16 protein-coding genes and 1 pseudogene are annotated in these 19,679 nt (G+C 69.4%); 9 read left to right on the top strand and 8 right to left on the bottom strand.

Annotated elements, in window-relative coordinates:
- Nucleotides 1–30 precede the first annotated feature (30 nt).
- The 4 genes and pseudogenes from OG735_RS24745 to OG735_RS24730 all read right to left on the bottom strand — a co-directional run bounded on the left by OG735_RS24745 (nt 31) and on the right by OG735_RS24730 (nt 3,501).
- Nucleotides 31–1,029 carry a polyphosphate kinase 2 family protein gene (locus OG735_RS24745; protein ID WP_327325354.1) on the bottom strand — a complete coding sequence of 333 codons (999 nt, stop codon included), beginning with the start codon at nt 1,027–1,029 and terminating at the stop codon, nt 31–33.
- A gap of 40 nt (nt 1,030–1,069) precedes the next feature.
- On the bottom strand, nt 1,070–1,432 hold the full coding sequence (locus OG735_RS24740) for a three-helix bundle dimerization domain-containing protein (protein WP_327325353.1): 363 nt from the start codon (nt 1,430–1,432) through the stop codon (nt 1,070–1,072).
- 315 nt (nt 1,433–1,747) lie between these two features.
- Nucleotides 1,748–2,050 (bottom strand): annotated as a pseudogene (locus OG735_RS24735) (RtcB family protein); the annotation flags it as partial.
- Nucleotides 2,051–2,307: 257 nt separating this feature from the next.
- On the bottom strand, nt 2,308–3,501 hold the full coding sequence (locus OG735_RS24730) for an RtcB family protein (protein WP_327325352.1): 1,194 nt from the start codon (nt 3,499–3,501) through the stop codon (nt 2,308–2,310).
- A 163-nt stretch (nt 3,502–3,664) separates the two neighbouring features.
- Between OG735_RS24730 and OG735_RS24725 the strand changes: the two genes are divergently transcribed.
- The 3 genes from OG735_RS24725 to OG735_RS24715 all read left to right on the top strand — a co-directional run bounded on the left by OG735_RS24725 (nt 3,665) and on the right by OG735_RS24715 (nt 6,925).
- Nucleotides 3,665–4,534, top strand: coding sequence for a DUF3558 domain-containing protein (locus OG735_RS24725; RefSeq protein ID WP_327325351.1), 870 nt, complete (start codon nt 3,665–3,667; stop codon nt 4,532–4,534).
- Nucleotides 4,535–4,658: 124 nt separating this feature from the next.
- A complete protein-coding gene (locus OG735_RS24720; RefSeq protein ID WP_327325350.1) occupies nt 4,659–5,381 on the top strand; it encodes a DUF3558 family protein in 723 nt (240 codons plus the stop codon).
- 122 nt (nt 5,382–5,503) lie between these two features.
- Nucleotides 5,504–6,925, top strand: a complete 1,422-nt coding sequence (locus OG735_RS24715; RefSeq protein WP_327325349.1) for a DUF2637 domain-containing protein — start codon at nt 5,504–5,506, stop codon at nt 6,923–6,925.
- Between the two features lie 93 nt (nt 6,926–7,018).
- On the opposite strand, the gene lysS is transcribed toward OG735_RS24715, so the two are convergent.
- Nucleotides 7,019–8,752 (bottom strand): lysine--tRNA ligase, encoded by a 1,734-nt coding sequence (gene lysS / locus OG735_RS24710; protein ID WP_327325348.1) that lies wholly within the window; start codon nt 8,750–8,752, stop codon nt 7,019–7,021.
- 197 nt (nt 8,753–8,949) lie between these two features.
- Here lysS and argS point away from each other — a divergent pair, with 197 nt between their 5' ends.
- Nucleotides 8,950–10,719: an arginine--tRNA ligase gene (gene argS, locus OG735_RS24705; RefSeq protein WP_327325347.1), complete on the top strand. Its 1,770-nt coding sequence runs from the start codon at nt 8,950–8,952 to the stop codon at nt 10,717–10,719.
- 37 nt (nt 10,720–10,756) lie between these two features.
- Here the strand turns inward: argS and OG735_RS24700 are convergent, their stop codons facing one another.
- Nucleotides 10,757–12,052: a helix-turn-helix domain-containing protein gene (locus OG735_RS24700; protein WP_327325346.1), complete on the bottom strand. Its 1,296-nt coding sequence runs from the start codon at nt 12,050–12,052 to the stop codon at nt 10,757–10,759.
- A gap of 339 nt (nt 12,053–12,391) precedes the next feature.
- On the opposite strand from OG735_RS24700, the gene OG735_RS24695 reads away from it, so the two are divergent.
- Nucleotides 12,392–13,105, top strand: a complete 714-nt coding sequence (locus OG735_RS24695; RefSeq protein WP_327325345.1) for a DUF4232 domain-containing protein — start codon at nt 12,392–12,394, stop codon at nt 13,103–13,105.
- A gap of 101 nt (nt 13,106–13,206) precedes the next feature.
- Here the strand turns inward: OG735_RS24695 and OG735_RS24690 are convergent, their stop codons facing one another.
- On the bottom strand, nt 13,207–13,476 hold the full coding sequence (locus OG735_RS24690; protein ID WP_327325344.1) for a DUF1876 domain-containing protein: 270 nt from the start codon (nt 13,474–13,476) through the stop codon (nt 13,207–13,209).
- A gap of 224 nt (nt 13,477–13,700) precedes the next feature.
- Here OG735_RS24690 and OG735_RS24685 point away from each other — a divergent pair, with 224 nt between their 5' ends.
- The 4 genes from OG735_RS24685 (at nt 13,701) to OG735_RS24670 (ending at nt 19,450) form a co-directional block, all read left to right on the top strand.
- Nucleotides 13,701–14,570 carry an NAD(P)-dependent oxidoreductase gene (locus OG735_RS24685; protein ID WP_327325343.1) on the top strand — a complete coding sequence of 290 codons (870 nt, stop codon included), beginning with the start codon at nt 13,701–13,703 and terminating at the stop codon, nt 14,568–14,570.
- A gap of 111 nt (nt 14,571–14,681) precedes the next feature.
- On the top strand, nt 14,682–15,440 hold the full coding sequence (locus OG735_RS24680) for a DUF4253 domain-containing protein (protein ID WP_327325342.1): 759 nt from the start codon (nt 14,682–14,684) through the stop codon (nt 15,438–15,440).
- A gap of 159 nt (nt 15,441–15,599) precedes the next feature.
- The gene (locus OG735_RS24675; protein WP_327325341.1) at nt 15,600–16,496 is read left to right on the top strand and encodes a glycoside hydrolase family 19 protein; all 897 of its coding nucleotides are present in this window, start codon (nt 15,600–15,602) and stop codon (nt 16,494–16,496) included.
- A 173-nt stretch (nt 16,497–16,669) separates the two neighbouring features.
- Nucleotides 16,670–19,450, top strand: a complete 2,781-nt coding sequence (locus tag OG735_RS24670) for an alpha/beta hydrolase family protein (protein WP_327325340.1) — start codon at nt 16,670–16,672, stop codon at nt 19,448–19,450.
- A 44-nt stretch (nt 19,451–19,494) separates the two neighbouring features.
- Here OG735_RS24670 and OG735_RS24665 read toward each other — a convergent pair whose 3' ends face one another.
- On the bottom strand, nt 19,495–19,647 hold the full coding sequence (locus OG735_RS24665) for a hypothetical protein (RefSeq protein ID WP_442812482.1): 153 nt from the start codon (nt 19,645–19,647) through the stop codon (nt 19,495–19,497).
- Between the last annotated feature and the right edge of the window lie 32 nt (nt 19,648–19,679).

Genomic DNA, 19,679 nt, shown 5'->3' with positions numbered 1-19,679 from the left:
TCCGCATGCCCTTCTTGGTCCGCCGCGCCGCTACGAATGCTTCCGCTTCGCGGTACGGCCCCTTCGGTGCTGTTCGCCGCCGGCTTCGGGGACCGGATGCCTGGCCGCGTACGGATCGGCCGGCGCGCCCTTTGGAGCCTCGGCCTCCAGCTCGTGCCTGGCGGCCTGGAGGTCCTTGCGCGCCTCCTTGCCGACCACGGGGAAGCGGGGGTCGATGTCCATCAGCGTGTGCGCCAGCACCGCTGCCGTGCAGATGCGCGCGAACCACTTCCGGTCCGCCGGTACGACGTACCAGGGCGCCCACGGCGTACTGGTCGCCGAGAGCATCTCGGAGAACGCGTGCTGATAGTCGTCCCACCGCCGGCGCTCCCGGACATCGGCGGTGGAGAACTTCCAGTTCTTCTCCGGCAGGTCGAGCCGCTTCATGAAACGCATGCGCTGCTCTTCCTTGGAAAGGTTCAGGAAGACCTTCACCACCTTGAACCCGTTGTCGGTCAGGTAGCGCTCCCAGTTGTTGATGTCCCGGTAGCGACGGTCCCAGACATCCGCCCTTCGCACATGCTCCGGCAGCCGCTGCCGATCGAGGATCTCCGGGTGCACCCGCACGACGAGGACCTCCTCGTAGTGCGAACGATTGAAGATCGCGATGTCGCCGCGCGCGGGCAGCCTGGCGGCGTACCGCCACAGGTAGTCGTGGTCGAGCTCTTCGGTGGAGGGCTGCTTGAAGCTGCTCACCTTGACACCTTGCGGGTTCACCCCGCTCATGACATGCCGGATCGTCCCGTCCTTGCCTCCGGCATCGAGCGCCTGCAGACAGAGCAGCACTCCGTACGTGTCCTGGGCGGCCAGACGCTCCTGGTACTCGGCGAGCAGCGACACACCTGTGTGCAGCAGCTCTACACCATGCTTCTTCTTCAGGCCGGCCTTGTAGCGGGGATCGAAGTCCCTGCCCAGGTTCACCAGCGATCCCGGCTTCACCCGCAGTGGCTCGATGAGCTTCGCGATGCGTTCGGCCCTGGCGTCCGTCATGACGACCCGCCTCTTTCCTGTCACGCCGAGTGGCACACGTTCATATGCGCTCACCACGGTCGGGGCCCACGTCCGACGTGTGCGACGGCCGGAGCCTCCGGAGCCTCCACCGGCTGCGCAGGGGAGAGCGCGCCGTGCTCCCGGTCGACTCCTCCGCCGTCCCTCGCGTCGTCGGCAGTGAGACGGCCGAGCCGCCCCCGGCTGCCGGCGCGGGGGAGGCACCTTCACGGCCGATGGCGCCCAGCAAGATCCGGACCCGGCGTTCCACCAGAATCGGGACGTAAACCCTGATCTTCGCCTGCCGGAAAGTGCCGTAGGCCGTCGCGACCGCTGCGTCCACGACCGCCGGGTCGACCGAGGGGTAGGCGGCCTTCAAGCCTGCGGCCACGTACCGGATGGCCACTTCCTCATCCTGCCCGGCGGACGTCTCAGCTACCTGGGGCGGCGCCGGATCTGCACATACCTGCGGACCAGGACCGCGACTCGACCCCTGTGGTGGGGTGCTGTCGCCGACCACGGACGCCGACTCATCCGTCCTCATCGCCAGACCGCCTGCGCGCTCGCAAGACCCAGTTCCCAAGGGTCAGAGGCTGCATGGCAGACGACCCCGGACCCGACAACCCCGAGACAGCACATGGACCGACTGCGAGGCCACCAGTCTCATTCTCAGGCGCCCGCGCCGAAACCGCCTCACGGACGACGCCCGACTGAACTCGCCTCGCCAGAGCGAAACGATCACCATGATCGGCTTGTACGCACCCGGGATCTCATCCACGACGCCGGAGTCCTTACGGCACTCCACACCCCGCGTCCACTCCTCCAGGTCCCGCGTCGAGAACCGCCGCTTCGCAGCATTCCGGCTCATCTTCCGACCGGCGCCGTGCGAAGCCGAGTTGAAGGACTTGGCGTTCCCGAGCCCCTTCACGATGTACGAACCGGTGCCCATCGACCCCGGAATGACTCCGAAGTCCCCGCTACCGGCAAGGACAGCGCCCTTACCGGTGACCAGCAGGTCCATACCCGGTCGCTGCAGCGCCTGCTGATCCATCCCGTCCATCCCGCTCAGGGCATGATCTCGCGCGGGTGTTCAGTCGGCGCATCCGCCGTCGTGGCTGACTTTCGGTCGCTCAGGTCGGAACGGCAACCTGCTGGTTGGTGGCGCCCGCATCCGTAGCCACTGACAATGCATCGGGCTTCGAGCGTTCTCGGCCGCCGAAGCTCAACAGCAAAGAGCCCCGGGCGGCCCGGGGCTCTGTCGATCAGATGGAGTGCTGGACGTCAGCCCTTGACGCAGATGACCTGCTTGAGCTTCGCGACGACCTGCACGAGATCCCGCTGCTGCTCCATCACCTTCTCGATCGGCTTGTACGCACCCGGGATCTCATCCACGACGCCGGAGTCCTTACGGCACTCCACACCCCGCGTCTGCTCCTCCAGGTCCCGCGTCGAGAACCGCCGCTTCGCAGCATTCCGGCTCATCTTCCGACCGGCGCCGTGCGAAGCCGAGTTGAAGGACTTGGCGTTCCCGAGCCCCTTCACGATGTACGAACCGGTGCCCATCGACCCCGGAATGATTCCGAAGTCCCCGCTACCGGCGCGGATAGCGCCCTTACGGGTGACCAGCAGGTCCATGCCCTCGTACCGCTCCTCCGCCACATAGTTGTGGTGACAGGAGATCACCGGCTCGAAGGTCACCTTCGCCTTCTTGAACTCCTTGCGGACCACTTCCTGGAAGAGCCCCATCATGATCGCGCGGTTGTACTTCGCGTACTCCTGCGCCCAGAAGAGGTCATTCCGGTACGCCGCCATCTGCGGGGTGTCCGAGATGAAAACCGCCAGGTCGCGGTCTACCAGACCCTGGTTGTGCGGCAGCTTCTGCGCCTCGCCGATATGGAAGTCGGCCAGTTCCTTGCCGATGTTCCGGGATCCGGAGTGCAGCATCAGCCAGACCGAACCCGATTCGTCGAGACAGAACTCGACAAAATGGTTCCCGGATCCCAGCGTTCCCATCTGCTTCGTCGCCCGAGCCTGACGGAACTTGACCGCATCGGCCACCCCATCGAACCGGCTCCAGAAGTCGTCCCATCCCCCCGTCGGGAAACCGTGTATCCGGCCCGGATCCACCGGGTCGTCGTGCATCCCCCGGCCGACCGGAATCGCCTGCTCGATCTTGGCGCGGAGCCTGGAAAGGTCACCCGGCAGGTCGTTCGCGGTGAGCGATGTCTTCACGGCCGACATCCCGCAGCCGATATCGACTCCGACCGCCGCCGGGCAGACCGCCCCGTGCATCGCGATCACCGAGCCGACCGTCGCGCCCTTGCCGTAGTGGACGTCCGGCATCACGGCCAGGCCCTTGATCCAGGGCAGGGTTGCGACGTTCTGCAGCTGCTGCATCGCGCCGCCCTCGACCTTCGACGGGTCGGTCCACATCCGGATCGGGACATTGGCGCCCGGTACCTCTACATACGACATAACCCCTCGATTCCCCCGTAAAAGTCTAAAACGCAAAATCCGGCACCAAGGACCGCAAAAGACTCAACGGACCGGCATCCACGGCAGCGTGTGCGATAGACATTGTGTCCAGCGGCCGCCATCGGGCGGCAACCGTTTTTCTTCCCGAAGGGAGCCTGGGACCGTGCAACGAAAGGCGTACGTACCCGGCCTGGCGGCGCTCCTCGTTGCGCTCGTCGCCGGCTGCACCGCCGGCACCGGCACCGACGGCTCCGCCACCGACTCCAAGGCGGGCGGGGCCAAGTCCTCCGCCGCGCCCCCGGGTAAGTACCGCACCCTCCGCGAGCCCTGCCGCTCCGTCGAGCGCTCCACCCTCAAGGACCTGCTGCCCGGTGCCGCCGAGCTGCCCGAGGAACAGCAGCAGAACGTGTACCGCGGTACCGCCGCCGTCACCTACGACACCGACCGCCGTGTCGGCTGCAGCTGGAAGGCCGACGCCCCGTACGCCTCCCACCACCTCACGGTCGACTTCGAGCGCGTCGTCTCCTACGACGGGGCGGTGAGCGACGAGGACCGGGCGCAGGAGGTCTTCGCGGAGAAACAGGCCGGCGCCCAGCTGCCGGTCGCCGTCGACCCCCGTGACGAGAAGGGGCAGGAGTCCACGGCCCCCACCGCGTCCCCCACAAAGTCCACGACACCGGCGACACCGGCGGCACCTACGACGTCCACGGCACCCGCGACTCCGCCGACGACACCATCCACACCGGCGGGCACAGGAACGCCGTCGGGCACCGGCACCGCCGACGGACTGGAGCCGCGCGTGCTCGAGAACCTCGGCGACGCCGCCTTCCTCGACGACGTCCTCACCGGGGCCGGGGCCGGATCCACCGCCCAGCGCCGCACCGTGAGCGTGGTCTTCCGCACATCGAACGTCATCGTGACCATCGTGTACGCCGAGCAGGCGGCCGTCACGACAGAGGTGCCGGACAGCAAGGAACTGCAGGAAAAGGCACAGAGTCTGGCCCGCGGACTCGTCGAGCAGTTCACCGGCTGAACGGGTCCGCAGACGCACGTACGTATCCGGAGACACGGCCGTGGACGGGCCATGTCCGCGTACCGTGGCCTCGCCGACCGGACCGCACGACAACCGGACCGTACGACAACCGACTGAAGGAACCATGCACCGTTCAGCCCCGCGACTCACCCGCATACTCGCCTGCGCAGCCGTCCCGGTGATGCTTGTCGTCGCCGGCTGCTCGTCGGACTCCGCCAGCGACAGCAAGAAGGACTCGTCCTCCTCCGCCTCCTCCCCGGATGCGCAGAAGCAGAAGCCGGCGACCGTCGCACCCGCGAAGTACTCCAAGCTTCCCGAGCCCTGCAAGACGATCTCCGCGAAGACGATCGAGCAGCTGGTGCCGGAGACCAAGGTCAAGTCGGGCACCGCCGGCAACTCCACGGACACCGCCAACCGCGGCAGCTGCTCCTGGAACGGTCTGGATGACAACGGCGTCAAGGGCTCGCAGTACCGCTGGCTCGATGTCTCCTTCCTCCGGTACGCGTCCGAGTCGTCCCTCGGTGTCAGCGGCGAGAAGCGCGCCGAGGACAGCTACGCCAAGGAGATCTCCAAGGCGAAATCCACGGAGGGCGCCAAGAACGTGCGGAGCTCGCCCGCGACCGGCGTCGGCGAAGCGGCGACGGCCGTCGGCTACGAGCTGAAGAAGACCGGCGAGGACTTCACGTACGCGACGATCGTGGCGCGCACCGGCAATGTCGTGATCACGCTCACCTACAACGGCACCGGCTACGCGGGCGCAAAGAGCCCGTCCGCCTCCGACCTGATGAAGGACGCCGTGACGGCTGCGAAGGAGGCTGTGGCCTCGGTCACCGCCGCCAACAAGTAGGTACCGCGAAGTAGGTTCCGCACCGGGCCGGTTGACAGGGCCCGTCGCTCCCCGGAGGGACGGGCTCCGCAAGCATGTGCCAGGCTGTGCCCGCTGGATTCGAAAACGGGAGGGGATCGCGGGTGGCCGCGATGCAGCTGACACGCACGCACCGCATACTCATCGGGCTCGTCGTCGCAGGCGCGGTGATCATCGCCGCGATCGGCTTCGCGGGGTCGTACGCCGCCGTGCGCGAGCTCGCCGTGAGGAAGGGCTTCGGCAACTTCTCTCTCGTCTTCCCGATCGGCATCGACGCGGGTATCTGCGTCCTCCTCGCCCTGGATCTGCTGCTGACCTGGCTGCGCATCCCCTTCCCGCTGCTGCGCCAGACGGCCTGGCTGCTCACCGTCGCCACCATCGCCTTCAACGGCGCGGCGTCCTGGCCCGACCCGCTCGGCGTCGGCATGCACGCGGTGATTCCGATCCTGTTCGTCGTCTCGGTCGAGGCGGCGCGGCATGCGGTGGGCCGGATCGCGGACATCACGGCCGACAAGCACATGGAGGGTGTACGTCTCACCCGCTGGCTGCTGTCCCCGATACCCACGTTCAAACTGTGGCGCCGGATGAAGCTGTGGGAGCTGCGCAGTTATGAGCAGGTCATCAAGCTCGAGCAGGACCGGCTGATCTACCAGGCCCGCCTTCAGGCCCGCTTCGGACGGGCGTGGCGCCGCAAGGCACCGGTGGAGTCGCTGATGCCGCTGCGCCTCGCGAAGTACGGCGTACCCCTGGCGGAGACGGCTGCCGCCGGGCTGGCCGCGGCGGGCATCGAGCCGGCGCTGCTCCCGCCGGCCCCGGCACCGCAGCCCCAGCTGCCGCGGGCGCAGGGCCAGGAGCCCGGCGGCCAGGAGTGGCCCCAGGAGCACGAGGAATACGAGGAATACGAGGAATACGAGCAGTACGACGGCCAGGGCCGGATCCCGGGTGACCAGGGTCAGGTCCAGGGCCAAGGAGACCAGCAGTACGCGGAGCAGCAGTACCCGCAGGAGAACCACGAGAGCCCCTGGTTCGCGGCTCCGCAGGTGCCGCAGGACGCGTACGAGAGTGCGTTCAACCCGACGTACGTCGAGGGCCTGGAGCCCACCCCGGTGCGCGTCCCGGCAGGCCCCGGCCGCACCCGCCCCCTCGGCGGCGTCGTCCCCGGCCAGCGCACGGACGACCGGACCCAGGCCCAGTACGCCGAGCCCGGCCCGGCCGCCGGGCAGGAGCCGCCGGCCGAGGAGTACGCCGACCCGGAGTCGGAGGCCGAGGAACTTCCGGTGTCCGGTCTGCCCGACGACCTCACGCGTGAGGAGGCGTACTTCAACGCCTTCCGCAAGTACGTCAGCGAGCACGGCGACTTCCCGAACGCCCGGCAGTTCGGCCTCTATCTGATGGACCTGTACGGCATCACCGGCCGCACCGGCGGCCCGCTGAGCGAGAGCTCACTCAGGGGCTATCTGCGGGACTTTCGCTACCGCTACCAGACGGAACTGGACGCGGACGCGGACGCGGAACACATCGCGTAACCAAAGCTCGCGGCGACGCCGGAGGGCCCTCGTCCGATCCCCGGACGAGGGCCCTCCGTACAGCGGCAGCCACAGCGGCGGCCACGGCAGCAGCTATGCGCCGAGCAGCTTGCGCACCCGCTCCGCCCCCACCGCCAGCAGCAGCGTCGGCAGTCGCGGCCCGGTGTCCTTGCCGACCAGCAGGTGGTAGAGCAGCGCGAAGAAGGACCGCTGCGCGGCCTTCAGCTCCGGCGTCGGCTTGGCGTCGGGCTCCAGCCCCGCCAGCACCTTCGGCACGCCGTAGACCAGCGTCGTCAGACCGTCCAGCGACCAGTGCGTGTCCAGCCCCTCCAGGAGCAGCCGCAGCGACTCGCGCCCCTGGTCGTCCAGCGAGCCGAGCAGCTCCGTGTCCGGCTCCTCGCGGACCAGGGTGCGCTGGTCGGCCGGGACCTGGGTGGTGATCCAGTTCTCGGCGCGGTCCAGCCGCGGCCGGGCCTCGTCCAGCGAGGCCAGCGGGTTCGCCGGGTCCAGGTCGCTCAGGATCCGGATCGTCTGCTCGTCGTGCCCCGCCGTGATGTCGACGACAGAGGCGAGCGTCCGATACGGCAGGGGGCGCGGCGTACGCGGCAGCTCACCCGCGGCCGTCCGCGCGGCCCGCGAGTGCGCCGCGGCGTCCGCCGGCAGCGCGGACCCGTCCGCGACCTTGGCCTCCAGCTTGTCCCACTCGTCGTACAGCCGCTGGATCTCCTGGTCGAAGGCGATCTTGAAGGACTGGTTCGGCTTGCGGCGCGCGTACAGCCAGCGCAGCAGCGGCGCCTCCATGATCTTCAGCGCATCGGCCGGCGTCGGCACACCGCCCCGGGACGACGACATCTTCGCCATCCCGGAGATTCCCACGAACGCGTACATCGGACCGATCGGCTGGACGCCGTCAAAGATCTCGCGCACGATCTGCCCGCCGACGACGAACGAGGATCCCGGCGAGGAGTGGTCGACACCGCTCGGCTCGAAGATCACGCCCTCGTACGCCCAGCGCATCGGCCAGTCGACCTTCCAGACCAGCTTGCCGCGGTTGAACTCGCTCAGCCGCACGGTCTCGCCGAAGCCGCAGGCCGTGCAGGTGTACACCAGCTCGGTCGTCGCGTCGTCGTACGAGATCACGGTGGTCAGGTCCTTCTCGCACTGGCCGCAGTACGGCTTGTACGGGAAGTAGCCGCCGGCACCGCCGCTGCCGTCGTCCTCGGCGGCCGCGCCGGAACCCTCCGCCGCCTCCAGCTCCGCCTCGTCCACCGGCTTCTGCGACTTCTTCGCGGGAGCCTTCTTGGTCCGGTACTGGTCGAGGATCGCGTCGATCTTGCCCCGGTTCTTCATCGCGTGCAGGACCTGCTCGCGGTAGACACCCGAGGTGTACTGCTCGGTCTGGCTGATGCCGTCGTACTCGACACCCAGCTCGGCCAGCGCCTCGACCATCGCGGCCTTGAAGTGCTCGGCCCAGTTCGGGTGCGCCGACCCGGCCGGTGCGGGCACCGAGGTGAGCGGCTTGCCGATGTGCTCGCCCCACGAGTCGTCCACGCCGGGGACCCCGGCCGGCACCTTGCGGTACCGGTCGTAGTCGTCCCAGGAGATCAGATGCCGGACCTCGTGCCCGCGCTGCCGGATCTCGTCCGCGACCAGGTGCGGGGTCATCACTTCACGGAGATTGCCCAGGTGAATCGGGCCGGACGGCGACAGACCGGACGCGACGACGACCGGTTTGCCAGGCGCACGTCGCTCCGACTCGGCGATGACCTCGTCCGCGAAACGGGAGACCCAGTCGGTCTCGGTGCTGCTCTGAGCCACGATCGGCACGTCCTTGAATGCTTGGGGTTCTCTTGGGGTTCTCGACAGGCGTCGTACGCCATTGTCCCAGACGGAACGCCCCACTCGGAGGTTGCTCGTCCCGGACGGAAACCGGAGAGAAACTCGGGAGAGAGAGGCTGCCGCCCCATGGGACACTTGACAACCGAAATAGACCTCTCGACGAGACTCGACAAGAACGGAAGCTCATGGCCTCGGTCCCTTCCCTCGCTTCGACCGTGCAGCAGCGCCTCGCGGACGCCCTCTCGGCAGCTCTGCCGGAGGCCGGTTCCGCCGACCCCCTGCTGCGACGTAGCGACCGGGCCGACTTCCAGGCCAACGGCATCCTGGCGCTCGCCAAGAAGCTGAAGGGCAACCCGCGCGAGCTGGCGGCCAAGGTCGTCGGGGGCCTGTCCACCGGTGACCTGATCGAGGAGATCGAGGTCTCGGGCCCCGGATTCCTCAACATCACGCTCACCGACGAGGCGATCGTGAAGACCCTCGCCGCGCGCGCCACCGACGACCGGCTCGGCGTCCCGTACGCGCAGAACCCGGGCACCACGGTCATCGACTACGCCCAGCCGAACGTGGCCAAGGAGATGCACGTCGGCCACCTGCGCTCCGCGGTGATCGGCGACGCGATGGTCCAGATCCTGGAGTTCGCGGGCGAGAAGGTGATCAGGCGCCACCACATCGGCGACTGGGGCACCCAGTACGGCATGCTCATCCAGTACCTGATCGAGCACCCGCACGAGCTGGACCACGAGGGCGCCGAGGAGGTCACCGGCGAGGAGGCCATGTCCTCCCTGAACCGCATCTACAAGGCTTCGCGCGCGCTCTTCGACTCCGACGAGGCGTTCAAGGACCGCGCCCGCAACCGGGTGGTGGACCTGCAGGCCGGGGACCCCGAGACGCGTGCCCACTGGCAGCGGTTCGTCGACGAGTCGAAGATCTACTTCTACTCGGTCTTCAACAAGCTCGACATGGAGATCCACGACGCCGACATCGTCGGCGAGTCCGGCTACAACGACATGCTCGACGAGACCTGCCGCCTCCTGGAGGAGTCGGGCGTGGCGGTCCGCTCGGAGGGTGCACTGTGCGTCTTCTTCGACGATGTGAAGGGACCGGACGGCAACCCGACCCCGCTCATCGTCAGGAAGAGCAACGGCGGTTACGGCTACGCGGCCACCGACCTCTCCGCCATCCGCGACCGGGTGCAGAACCTCAAGGCGAACACGCTCATCTACGTCGTGGACGCCCGGCAGTCCCTGCACTTCAAGATGGTCTTCGAGACCGCGCGCCGGGCGGGCTGGCTGAACGACGAGGTCAAGGCCGTCCAGCTGGCGTTCGGCACGGTGCTCGGCAAGGACGGCAAGCCGTTCAAGACCCGTGAGGGCGAGACGGTACGGCTGGTGGACCTGCTGGACGAGGCGGTGGAGCGGGCGACGGCGGTCGTGCGCGAGAAGGACGTCCAGAAGCAGCTCACCGAGGAGGAGATCGCGGAGCGCGGTACGCAGGTGGGCATCGGCGCGATCAAGTACGCCGACCTGTCGACTTCGGCGGCGCGGGACTACAAGTTCGACCTCGACCAGATGGTGTCGCTGAACGGCGACACGTCCGTGTACCTGCAGTACGCGTACGCCCGTATCCAGTCGATCCTCCGGAAGGCGGGCGAGGTCAAGCCGGCCGCGCACCCGGTGCTCGAACTGGCCGCGGCGGAGCGGGCGTTGGGTCTGCACCTGGACCAGTTCGGCGAGACGCTGGCGGAGGTCGCGGGCTCGTACGAGCCGCACAAGCTGGCCGCGTACCTCTACCAGCTGGCGTCGCTGTTCACGACGTTCTACGACCAGTGCCCGGTCATCAAGCCCGCGCCTGCGCGTGAGGTCGCCGAGAACCGCCTGTTGCTCTGCGACATGACGGCCCGCACGCTCCACCAGGGCATGGCGCTTCTCGGCATCCGCACCCCCGAGCGTCTCTGACCCTCAGCCCCCTGAGGGTCTCGTACAACAGAGGCCCTCAGGGCGCGGGCTGCGCGACCCACGCGCTCTTGTCCGGCCAGTACCCGTACTCGGTCCGTCCCTTGATCGCGCTCGTACGGAACGGCTTCCCGTCGTCGTCGACACGTACCGTCCCCCGCCGGTCCCCGCTGCTCCAGTCGAGCTCCAGGTACCAGCTGACATCGTGTCCCTCGGTGTGGAGGTCGAGGTTGAGCACCTGCGGATCGTTGGACGCGACCTTGTACGGGAAGTCCTTGGCGGGCACGACGGTGTCGCCGTCCTGCCCCGCCACGGGCTTCACCAGCGGCTGCCCGGGATCCAGGTCGATGTCGAAGGCCTGCGGGGTGATGCCGCCACCGCAGCCGTAGGACATCGAGTACGCCTTCCAGTCGAGGGGTGCGCTGCGCGCAACGACCCGTACGTGCACGGCGTTCAGCACCACCGAGTCCGCCGTCTTGCCCGTCGCGGTCAGCTGAAGCAGCATGTGGCCGCCGTCCACCCCGCCCAGCGCACGGGCCCAGCTCCGGTTGTCCTGCGGCGCGGGCGGCGGCGGGACCACGTCGGGTGCCTGGTCGAGTAGGTAGTACTGGCCGCAGGGCTCCTCCCAGTTGTACGAGCTGACGCCCACCCGCAGCGGTACGCCGCCGGCCTGAGCCGGAGGCGTGGAGGCCACGCCCTTGGACCGCGTCACCGCCGGGCTCCCGCTGGGCGAGGTGCTGCCGCTCGGCGAGGCGCTGGGTGACGCGGACCGGGGCGCGGCGGTGCCGGGCGGGGCACTGGCCCCGGCGACGGCGTGGGACTGCCCCTTGCCGTCATGATCCTGCGTGGCCGCGTGGCTCGCGACGAAGGCGGCCGGCACGGCGAGGGCGACAACGGCGCCTGCGGCGAGCCCGATCCGCAGCCTCCTGGGGTGGCGGGTGCGAGGCTCGGCTGCCTCAGCCTCCGGCACGGGGTCCGGCTCAGCCTCGGGCACCGCGTCCGGCTCACGCGCCTCCGGCTCACGCACCTCCGGCTCACGCACCTCCGGCACGGGGTACGGCACCGCCGCGCCCTCGGCCCGCGCGCGCCGCCGCGCGCCGTCCGCCAGGATCCATCGCCGGTGCAGCTCCACGAGCTCGTCCGGCGTCGCCGCGCACAGCCGGGCGAGCCGCTCCACGGGGGCGTACTCGGTTGGGACGGCATCGCCGTTGCAGTACCGGTGGAGCGTGGACGTACTCATATGCAGCCTGCCCGCGAGGACTCCGTAGCTGCGTCCCGAGCGGTCCTTGAGTTCCCTGAGCAGGGCCGCGAACTCCCCGGCCTCCAGCGTCGCCACGTGCTGTGTTCCCCCTCGTAAGCCCTGCCGACTGTCCCGGAACGCCGTTCCAGGGACGGGGTATCCCCCCAGGTCACCGTACGCGCAAGCGTTCCAGCATCCCCAATGGTTCAGGGGCTGTTGCGGCCGGAATCAGCCGCCGCGCAGTCTGTGATCGCACCGCACAGTCCACCGGGAAGCAGCCGGAAGCAGCCATGCGAACCCGCATCCGCAACAGCCTCATCGATGTCACGGCCGTGCTTGTACTGATCGCAGCGACTGCGGTCGTCACGACCCTCATCTGCCATTTCTGATCCACAGACGATGCACGGACCAACCACACGGGGAGAACCGAACACCATGCGCAACGCCCGCATCCGCACCACCGCCGTCGCCGCCACCGCACTGCTGGCCGCCCTCTCGCTGACGGCGTGCCAGTCCGACGACGACGCAAAGAACCCGGGCGCGTCCGTGAGTCCCACCGCCGACCGGAGCAAGCCCGCGGCCGACCCCACGTCCACCCCTGCGGGCAACGGCAAGGGCAACGGCGGCAGCAGCAGCGGCTCGGCGGCCGGCGCCGGCAAGAGCAAGGACAAGGACGAGAGCAAGGACAAGGGGAAGGACAACAGTGACCCCGGCCCCGGCCCCGTCACCGACGCCTGCAGCGGCGCGAACACCAAGGTCACCGTCAGCAAGGTGACCCGCCCCATCAACCACCTGCTGCTCACCGTGACCAACACCGGCTCCAAGGCGTGCAACGCCTACCATGCACCGCTGCTCCGCTTCGACGACGCACAGGCCGTCACGCAGGTCATGGAGGACAGCCGGCCGCAGGCGGTCACCACCATCGCCCCCGGTGAGTCCGCGTACGCCTCCATCCTGCTGTCGAGCGCCGACGGCAGCGGCAAGGACGGCTACACGGCCAAGCGTCTGACCGTGCACTTCGCGCCGCGCAGCGGCTCGGGTTCGACCGGCACCCCCGTCGGACTCGCTCTGCCGGCGGGCACATACGCCGACTCCACCACCGCTGTCAGCTACTGGCAGAGCAGCATGCAGGACGCACTCACCTACTAAGGCGCGTAGGCGTGCAAGGCGCCGCCCAGGCCGCGTATACGCCTAGGGCGCACGCATGCGTCCCCCGCCGGAAACCCCGGCGGGGGCCGCACCGCATCCCGTCACATCAGTGCGTGCGACTTTCTGCCCGAGGCCTCGTCGATCTCCATGTGGGCCTTCTGCAGCAGCTGCGAGGCCATGTCCATGAGCGCTCGTGCGCCGGCGATCTCCTCGCCGACCCGCAGCTGTTCCGAATCGGACGGGTGACGCTGGGCATTACCGTGGCCGCGTATTTCCGTGCCGTCGCCCAGCCTCACCATGGCGGCCGACCTGGTCCGGTCGCCTTCCTCGCTGAATTCCATCTCTACGTGCCATCCGACGAGTGTCTGCATGGCGGATCACCTCCGGTACCTCTTCCAGAGTGCGCCGCCGGAGCGCAGATCACCACTAGTCGATGACTTCGGCCCCGCCCAGCCGGATGCGAGTGTGCCCGGGCCTGGCGCCCTCGTACTCACCTTCAGGTCAGTAGCTGACCAAATAGTCGGTACTAGTGGGCATTCCAGCGCGGCATGAGGATCGGAGGAGATCCCTTACGTCCCTTCCAAGGAGCCCTTCCATGTCCGCGCCCAAGCCCGCCGTATCCGTTCTCGGCCTCGGAATGATGGGCTCTGCCCTCGCCGCCGCTTTTCTGAAGGCCGGGCACCCTGTCACCGTCTGGAACAGATCCGCCGCCAGGACCGGCCCGCTGGTCGCCCAGGGCGCGCTCCCCGCCGGCACCGCCGCCGAAGCCGTCGCCGCGAGCCCCCTGGTGGTTGTCTGTCTGCTCACCAACGACAACGTCGAGGAGCTCCTCGCCACCCTTGCCGAGGAGGTCTCGGGCAGGACGCTGGTCAACGTCACCAACGGAACCCCGGCCCAGGCCCGGGAGTTGGCGGCCTGGGCGGCGAAGCACGGGGCCGAGTACCTCGACGGCGGCATCATGGCCGTACCGCAGATGATCGCGGGCCCGCACGCGTACGTCTTCTACAGCGGCCCGCAGGGTACGTTCGACGCCCACCGCGAGACGCTGTCCGCCCTCGGCGGCACGAAGTACGTCGGCACCGACCCCGGCCTCGCCGCGCTCTACGACCTGGCGCTGCTGACCGGCATGTACGGCATGGTCCTCGGTGTGATGCAGGCCTACGCCCTGGTGCGTACGGAGGACATCCCCGCCACCGAGTTCTCCGAGCTCCTGGTCCCCTGGATCAGCGCGATGCTCGCCGGCGCGCCCCAGTGGGCCACATCGATCGACTCGGGCCGGCACCTCACGGACGTCTCCAGCCTCGCCGTGAACCACGCGGCCTTCCCGAACTTCCTCGCCGCCTTCCGCGACCAGGGCGTCAGAACTGATCTTTTCGAGCCCTTCCAGGCGATCCTGGACCGCGCGATGACCGAGGGCCACGAGGCCGACGGCCTGTCCCGCATCGCCGACCTGCTCAGGAAGTGACGGCGAACCCGTACAAGCAATGTGTACGGGCCTCACCCCCGCCACCTGGGCCGCCTTCACCACCACCATGCTCGGAGCCGATTGTCAGTGGCGGCCCCTGAAGTCGCTTGCATGGTGATCAACCCGAGCGCACTCGGCCTGGATCTGCCGTCCGGTGCCATGCGCGTCCAGCCGTCCCTCTGGTACGCGAACGACCCGGCGCAGCACGACACTTGGGCACGTCTCTTGCCCGCCCGGGAGGCGTGCGGCATGCACCCGGTGCTGCTCGTGAACGAGGAGAGCCGTTCCCTCACCTGGGACAAGGATCTCGATGTCGAGCATGTGTCACACCCCGACGACCATGACCTCGAAGAGGTCCTGATATCGCTCTGGTCCTCCGTCCAGGCGGAGGACGCGGACCAGGGCGACGCGGACACCATCGCCCCCTTCACGCCCGAGTGGCCGGGTCTCGCCCCGGCGGGCGAGCCGCCGGCCCAAGCGGACGCCACGGCCGCTCGCGTCGCCGCCGAACTGCTGGACGCCGGACGGCTGAAGGCCGCCCGGGCGGGGCTGATTCGCGTCCGCCGCAGCGCGGACATTCCCGTCGCGCTGGGCCGGCTCGGCCCGTGCAACCACGCGGACACCGGCCTGCTGTCCACCGTCTTGCGCTCCTGGGAGGACCGCTTCGGCATACGCGTTGTGGCGCTCCACTTCGACCGCCTGGACGTCTCGGTCGCGGCCCCGCCCCGCTCGATGATGGAGGCTCTCGCGGTCGCGGCCGAGCACCACGCGTTCTGCCCGGACAACGTCCGGCAGGGGTACGACACGATCCGCGAGTACGCGGAACGGGCGCTGCTGGGCAAGCAGCACTGGACCTTCCGGTGGGACTGACCGGAGGAACGGTTTTCGGCTGACCCTGATTCACATTGGTCTATACCTTGACTCGATCACGTCAACGCGCTTGAGTGTGCGACACAACCCCCCACCGCGGCCTGCCCGGACCGCAAGTCCCGTTCCGGGCAAGGCCGTTGCGCGCAAAGGAGTGATCGAGTGCTGAGACACCGCATCGTGGCGTTGCTGATCGCGATCCTGGCGGGAAGCGGACTGGCGGCGGTCTTCATGCCCGCCGCATCCGCCGCCACCGCGGACGCCTGCACCTCCGCGCCGAACTGGTCCGCCGGTACGTCGCACGTCACTGGCAACGTTGTCAAATACACCGACGGCAAGTACTACATAGCCGAGCACGACAACCCGGGCTACGACCCCACCATCAGCACCTGGTTCTGGGACCCGTACACGTGTAGCGGCGGCGGGGACCCGTCCCCCTCCGGCTTCGTCGTGAGCGAGGCGCAGTTCAACCAGATGTTCCCGAGCCGGAATTCGTTCTACACCTACAGCGGGCTGAAGGCGGCCCTCAGCGCGTACCCGGGCTTCGCGAACACCGGCAGCGACACCGTCAAGAAGCAGGAGGCCGCGGCCTTCCTCGCGAACGTCAGCCACGAGACCGGCGGACTGGTCTACGTCGTCGAGCAGAACCAGGCCAACTACCCGCACTACTGCGACTGGAGCCAGCCCTACGGCTGCCCGGCCGGCCAGGCGGCGTACTACGGACGCGGTCCGATCCAGCTCAGCTGGAACTTCAACTACAAGGCAGCGGGCGACGCGCTCGGCATCGATCTGCTCAACAACCCCTGGCTTGTGCAGAACGACGCCGCGGTGGCCTGGAAGACCGGCCTCTGGTACTGGAACACCCAGAACGGCCCGGGCACGATGACCCCCCACAACGCCATGGTCAACCAGGCGGGCTTCGGCCAGACCATCCGCTCCATCAACGGCTCGCTGGAGTGCGACGGCAAGAACCCGGCGCAGGTCCAGAGCCGCGTCAACAGCTACCAGCAGTTCACCCAGATCCTGGGCGTCGCCCCGGGCGGGAATCTCTACTGCTGATCGCCCTGATGGGCTCATGAACAGGCCGCGGCCCCGGGGCGCTCCCCCGGGCCCGCGGCCGCCATGTTCACGCCGACCCACAGGCAACCTGAAGAATCCTCCCCCCGTCCTCCGAGATCGAGAGGCACCCGAGCGGACCGGGCGCCCGACCCACGGGATTGAGGAGGGGACCGTTGATACGTGCCCGGAGGATATGGGCCACCGCGCTGGCGGTGCTCACGGTGGCGGGGGTGTCGCCGGCAGTGGCGCAGGCCCGGCCGCAGCCGCCTGATGTCCGGCCCGCCACGGCGGTGAACGACGACGGTGGTTTACCGCCCGGCTGGCGGATCACGAACACCGACGGCGAGAACGCGCTGGAGTGGCGTGCCCCGAGACCGGTGCCGGCTGGCGACGCGCGCGTGGAGTTCCACGCCGACGGCAAGCTGGTCGGCGTGCCCGAGCAGGCGAAGGACGGCCGGACCTTCCGGCTGGCCCTCGACGACGCACGCCCAGCGGATCTGACAGGCCTTCAGGTGCTGGCGGCGGGCCGGCGGCTGGACCGGGCCGATGAGGCGTCCGACGCCCGCGACCGGCGTTCCGCGCCACCCGCCGCCGAACCGCCCGCCCGGCTCCCGGCGGACTCCGTCGATCCGGGCAAGCCGGGCACGTACCGCACGCTCACCGGCGAGTACACGCTCGACCCCGTCCGCCTGCCCGGCTTCTCGGCACCCGTAGAGATGCGCGGCGTCGTCGTCGCGCCGAAGGGCGCCACCGGCAAGCGTCCGATCGCGCTGTTCCTGCACGGCCGGCACGCCACGTGCTACGTACCGGGCAGCGACGAGCCGAACATCGACTGGCCCTGCGCCAAGGGCGCCAAACCGATCCCGAGCCACCGGGGCTATCTGCGAGACCAGGAGCTGCTGGCCTCCCAGGGCTATCTGACCGTGTCGATCTCCGCCAACGGCATCAATGGCCAGGACGGGGACGCCGAGGACGGCGGAGCACAGGCGCGTTCCTCGCTGGTGCGGACTCACCTGGCGCGGTGGGCCGACTGGGCCGCCGAGCCGGCCAAGGCACCGGCGGCCGTACGCAAGGCTCCGAAGGCCGACCTGTCCCGCGTTCTGCTCGTCGGCCACTCGCGCGGTGGCGAGGGCGTCAACCGAGCCGCCATGGACAGCCTCTACCCGCCCCCTCCCGGCCAGGACGGCTACCGCGGAAGGGTGCGCTGGCACATCCGCGGGACCGTGCTGATCGGACCGACGGTCTTCGGCCAGAACCCGGTGCCGGACGTGCCGTCGCTGACGATCCTGCCGGGCTGCGACGGCGACGTCTCCGACCTCCAGGGCCAGGTGTACGCCGACGGCACCCGCGGCGTCAGCCGGGGCAAGGCCCTGCACAGCGCGGTCTACATGGTCGGCGCCAACCACAACTACTTCAACAGCGAGTGGACGCCGGGCCAGGCCCAGGCACCCGCCGACGACGACTTCTGGCACGACCCCGAGCAGCCGGACCCGGTGTGCTCGCCGGGCACCGCGACCCGCCTGACCGCCGACCAGCAGCACCGTGCCGGTGCCACCTACATCGCCGCCGCCGCGCGGCTGTTCCTCGCCGGGGACGACCGGGTGCGCGAGCTGCTCGACGGCTCAGGCCGCCGGGCCCCCTCCGCCGACCCCGCGCGGGTGCTGACCCATGCGGTCGGCGCGAACCGTGGTGCCGGGTTCCTGCCGGACGGCTCCGTGAAGGTGACCGGCGGACGGCTCTGCTCCGCGATCGATCCCGACCCAGGTACCGCCTGCCTGGACGCGAAGGCCGGGGGCTCCTCGCCGCACTTCGCGCGCTGGCAGCCGGAACGCGAGACCGGCCGCCGGGCGGTGGCGCTGCGCTGGACCGCGCCGGGCTCGGCGGTGAAGGTGCGCCCCGAGAAGCCGCTCTCCGTCAACGGCGCCAAGAGCCTCGCGCTGCGTGTCTTCGTGCCGCCGAACTCGACGGGGACGCAGCTGGATGTGTCCGTCACCGACGCCTCCGGCAAGCGGGCGAACCTCGGTCGCGTCCGGGTGGACGGGCTGCCGGGCAGCGACCGCACCTCCTCCTACTGGGCGCGCGAGGTGCGCGTACCGCTCACCGCCGCCACCCGCGCCGGTCTCGACCTGCGGCGGGTCGCCGCCCTGGAGCTGACCCCCCGCACCCGCTCCGGACGGGCGTGGCTGATGGACGCCTGGGCCTGGAGCCCCGGCACCCCCGCCGTGCGGGAAGCACTGCTGACCCGTGTCGACATCGGCCGCCTGAAGGTCAAGGAGGGCGACTCGGGCGAACGCACGTACCGGGTGCCCGTGCGCGTGTCCGGCAAGGGCAGCGGCGCGGTGCGGCTGTACGTGCTCGACCCGGCCACCGGCAAGGCGAAGGACCGGCTGGTGACGGTGCGGCCCGGTGGCAGCAGCATCGATGTGAAGGTGCAGGTGAAGGGCAACAAGCGGTACGCCTACGACGTGTCCCACGACGTGCTCGTGAAGGCGGTCCGCGGGGCTGTCGTCGGCTCGCACGCCGGCGGGGTCATCGCCGAGAACGACGACCCGATGCCCGGGATCACCGTGAAGCCGGTCGCCGACAAGGTGACCGAGGGGCAGCCCCTGAAGTGGCAGATCTCCCTGTCGACGCCCGCCGACGTGGAGTTGACGAAGACGCTGCGGATCGTCCCCGTCCCGGGCCGCCCCGAGCTGTCCACCAAGGACGTCGACCGGCAGTGGCTGCTCGACCTGCTCGGCGAGGTCCCCGGCGGTGAAGTCCCCCTGTCCCAGCTGGAGCACGCCAACCTGTGGGTGTCCGTACCGGCCGGGAAGACCAGTGCGGAGGTGACCGTGCCCACGGTCCGCGACCAGGTGGCCGAGCCGACGGAGTACGTGGGCCTCCAGCCCACCGACGACGAGGGCGAGCCGCACGGCCCGGCACTGACCGGCACCGTGCTCGACGCTTCGTAGACACCGGCCGCAGCGTCACCCGGCCTTGAACCGGCACTCCCGGCTCAAGGCCAGGTGAACGCGCACCACACCACCTTGCCCGGATCACGCCGGCCGACACCCCAGGCGTCGGCCGGCGCGTCCGTCGGCAACAGGCCGCGCCCCGACTCGCGGTACGGGTCGCCCACGCAGGGCCGCCCGTCACCGCTGTCGTGCACAGGAGGACGTCAGCGGCAGGCTGTCGAAGCAC

This window comes from Streptomyces sp. NBC_01210, assembly GCF_036010325.1.
Classification (GTDB): domain Bacteria; phylum Actinomycetota; class Actinomycetes; order Streptomycetales; family Streptomycetaceae; genus Streptomyces.
The sequence above is the reverse complement of the archived record's forward strand: the minus strand, read 5'-3'. Positions and strand labels throughout refer to the sequence as shown.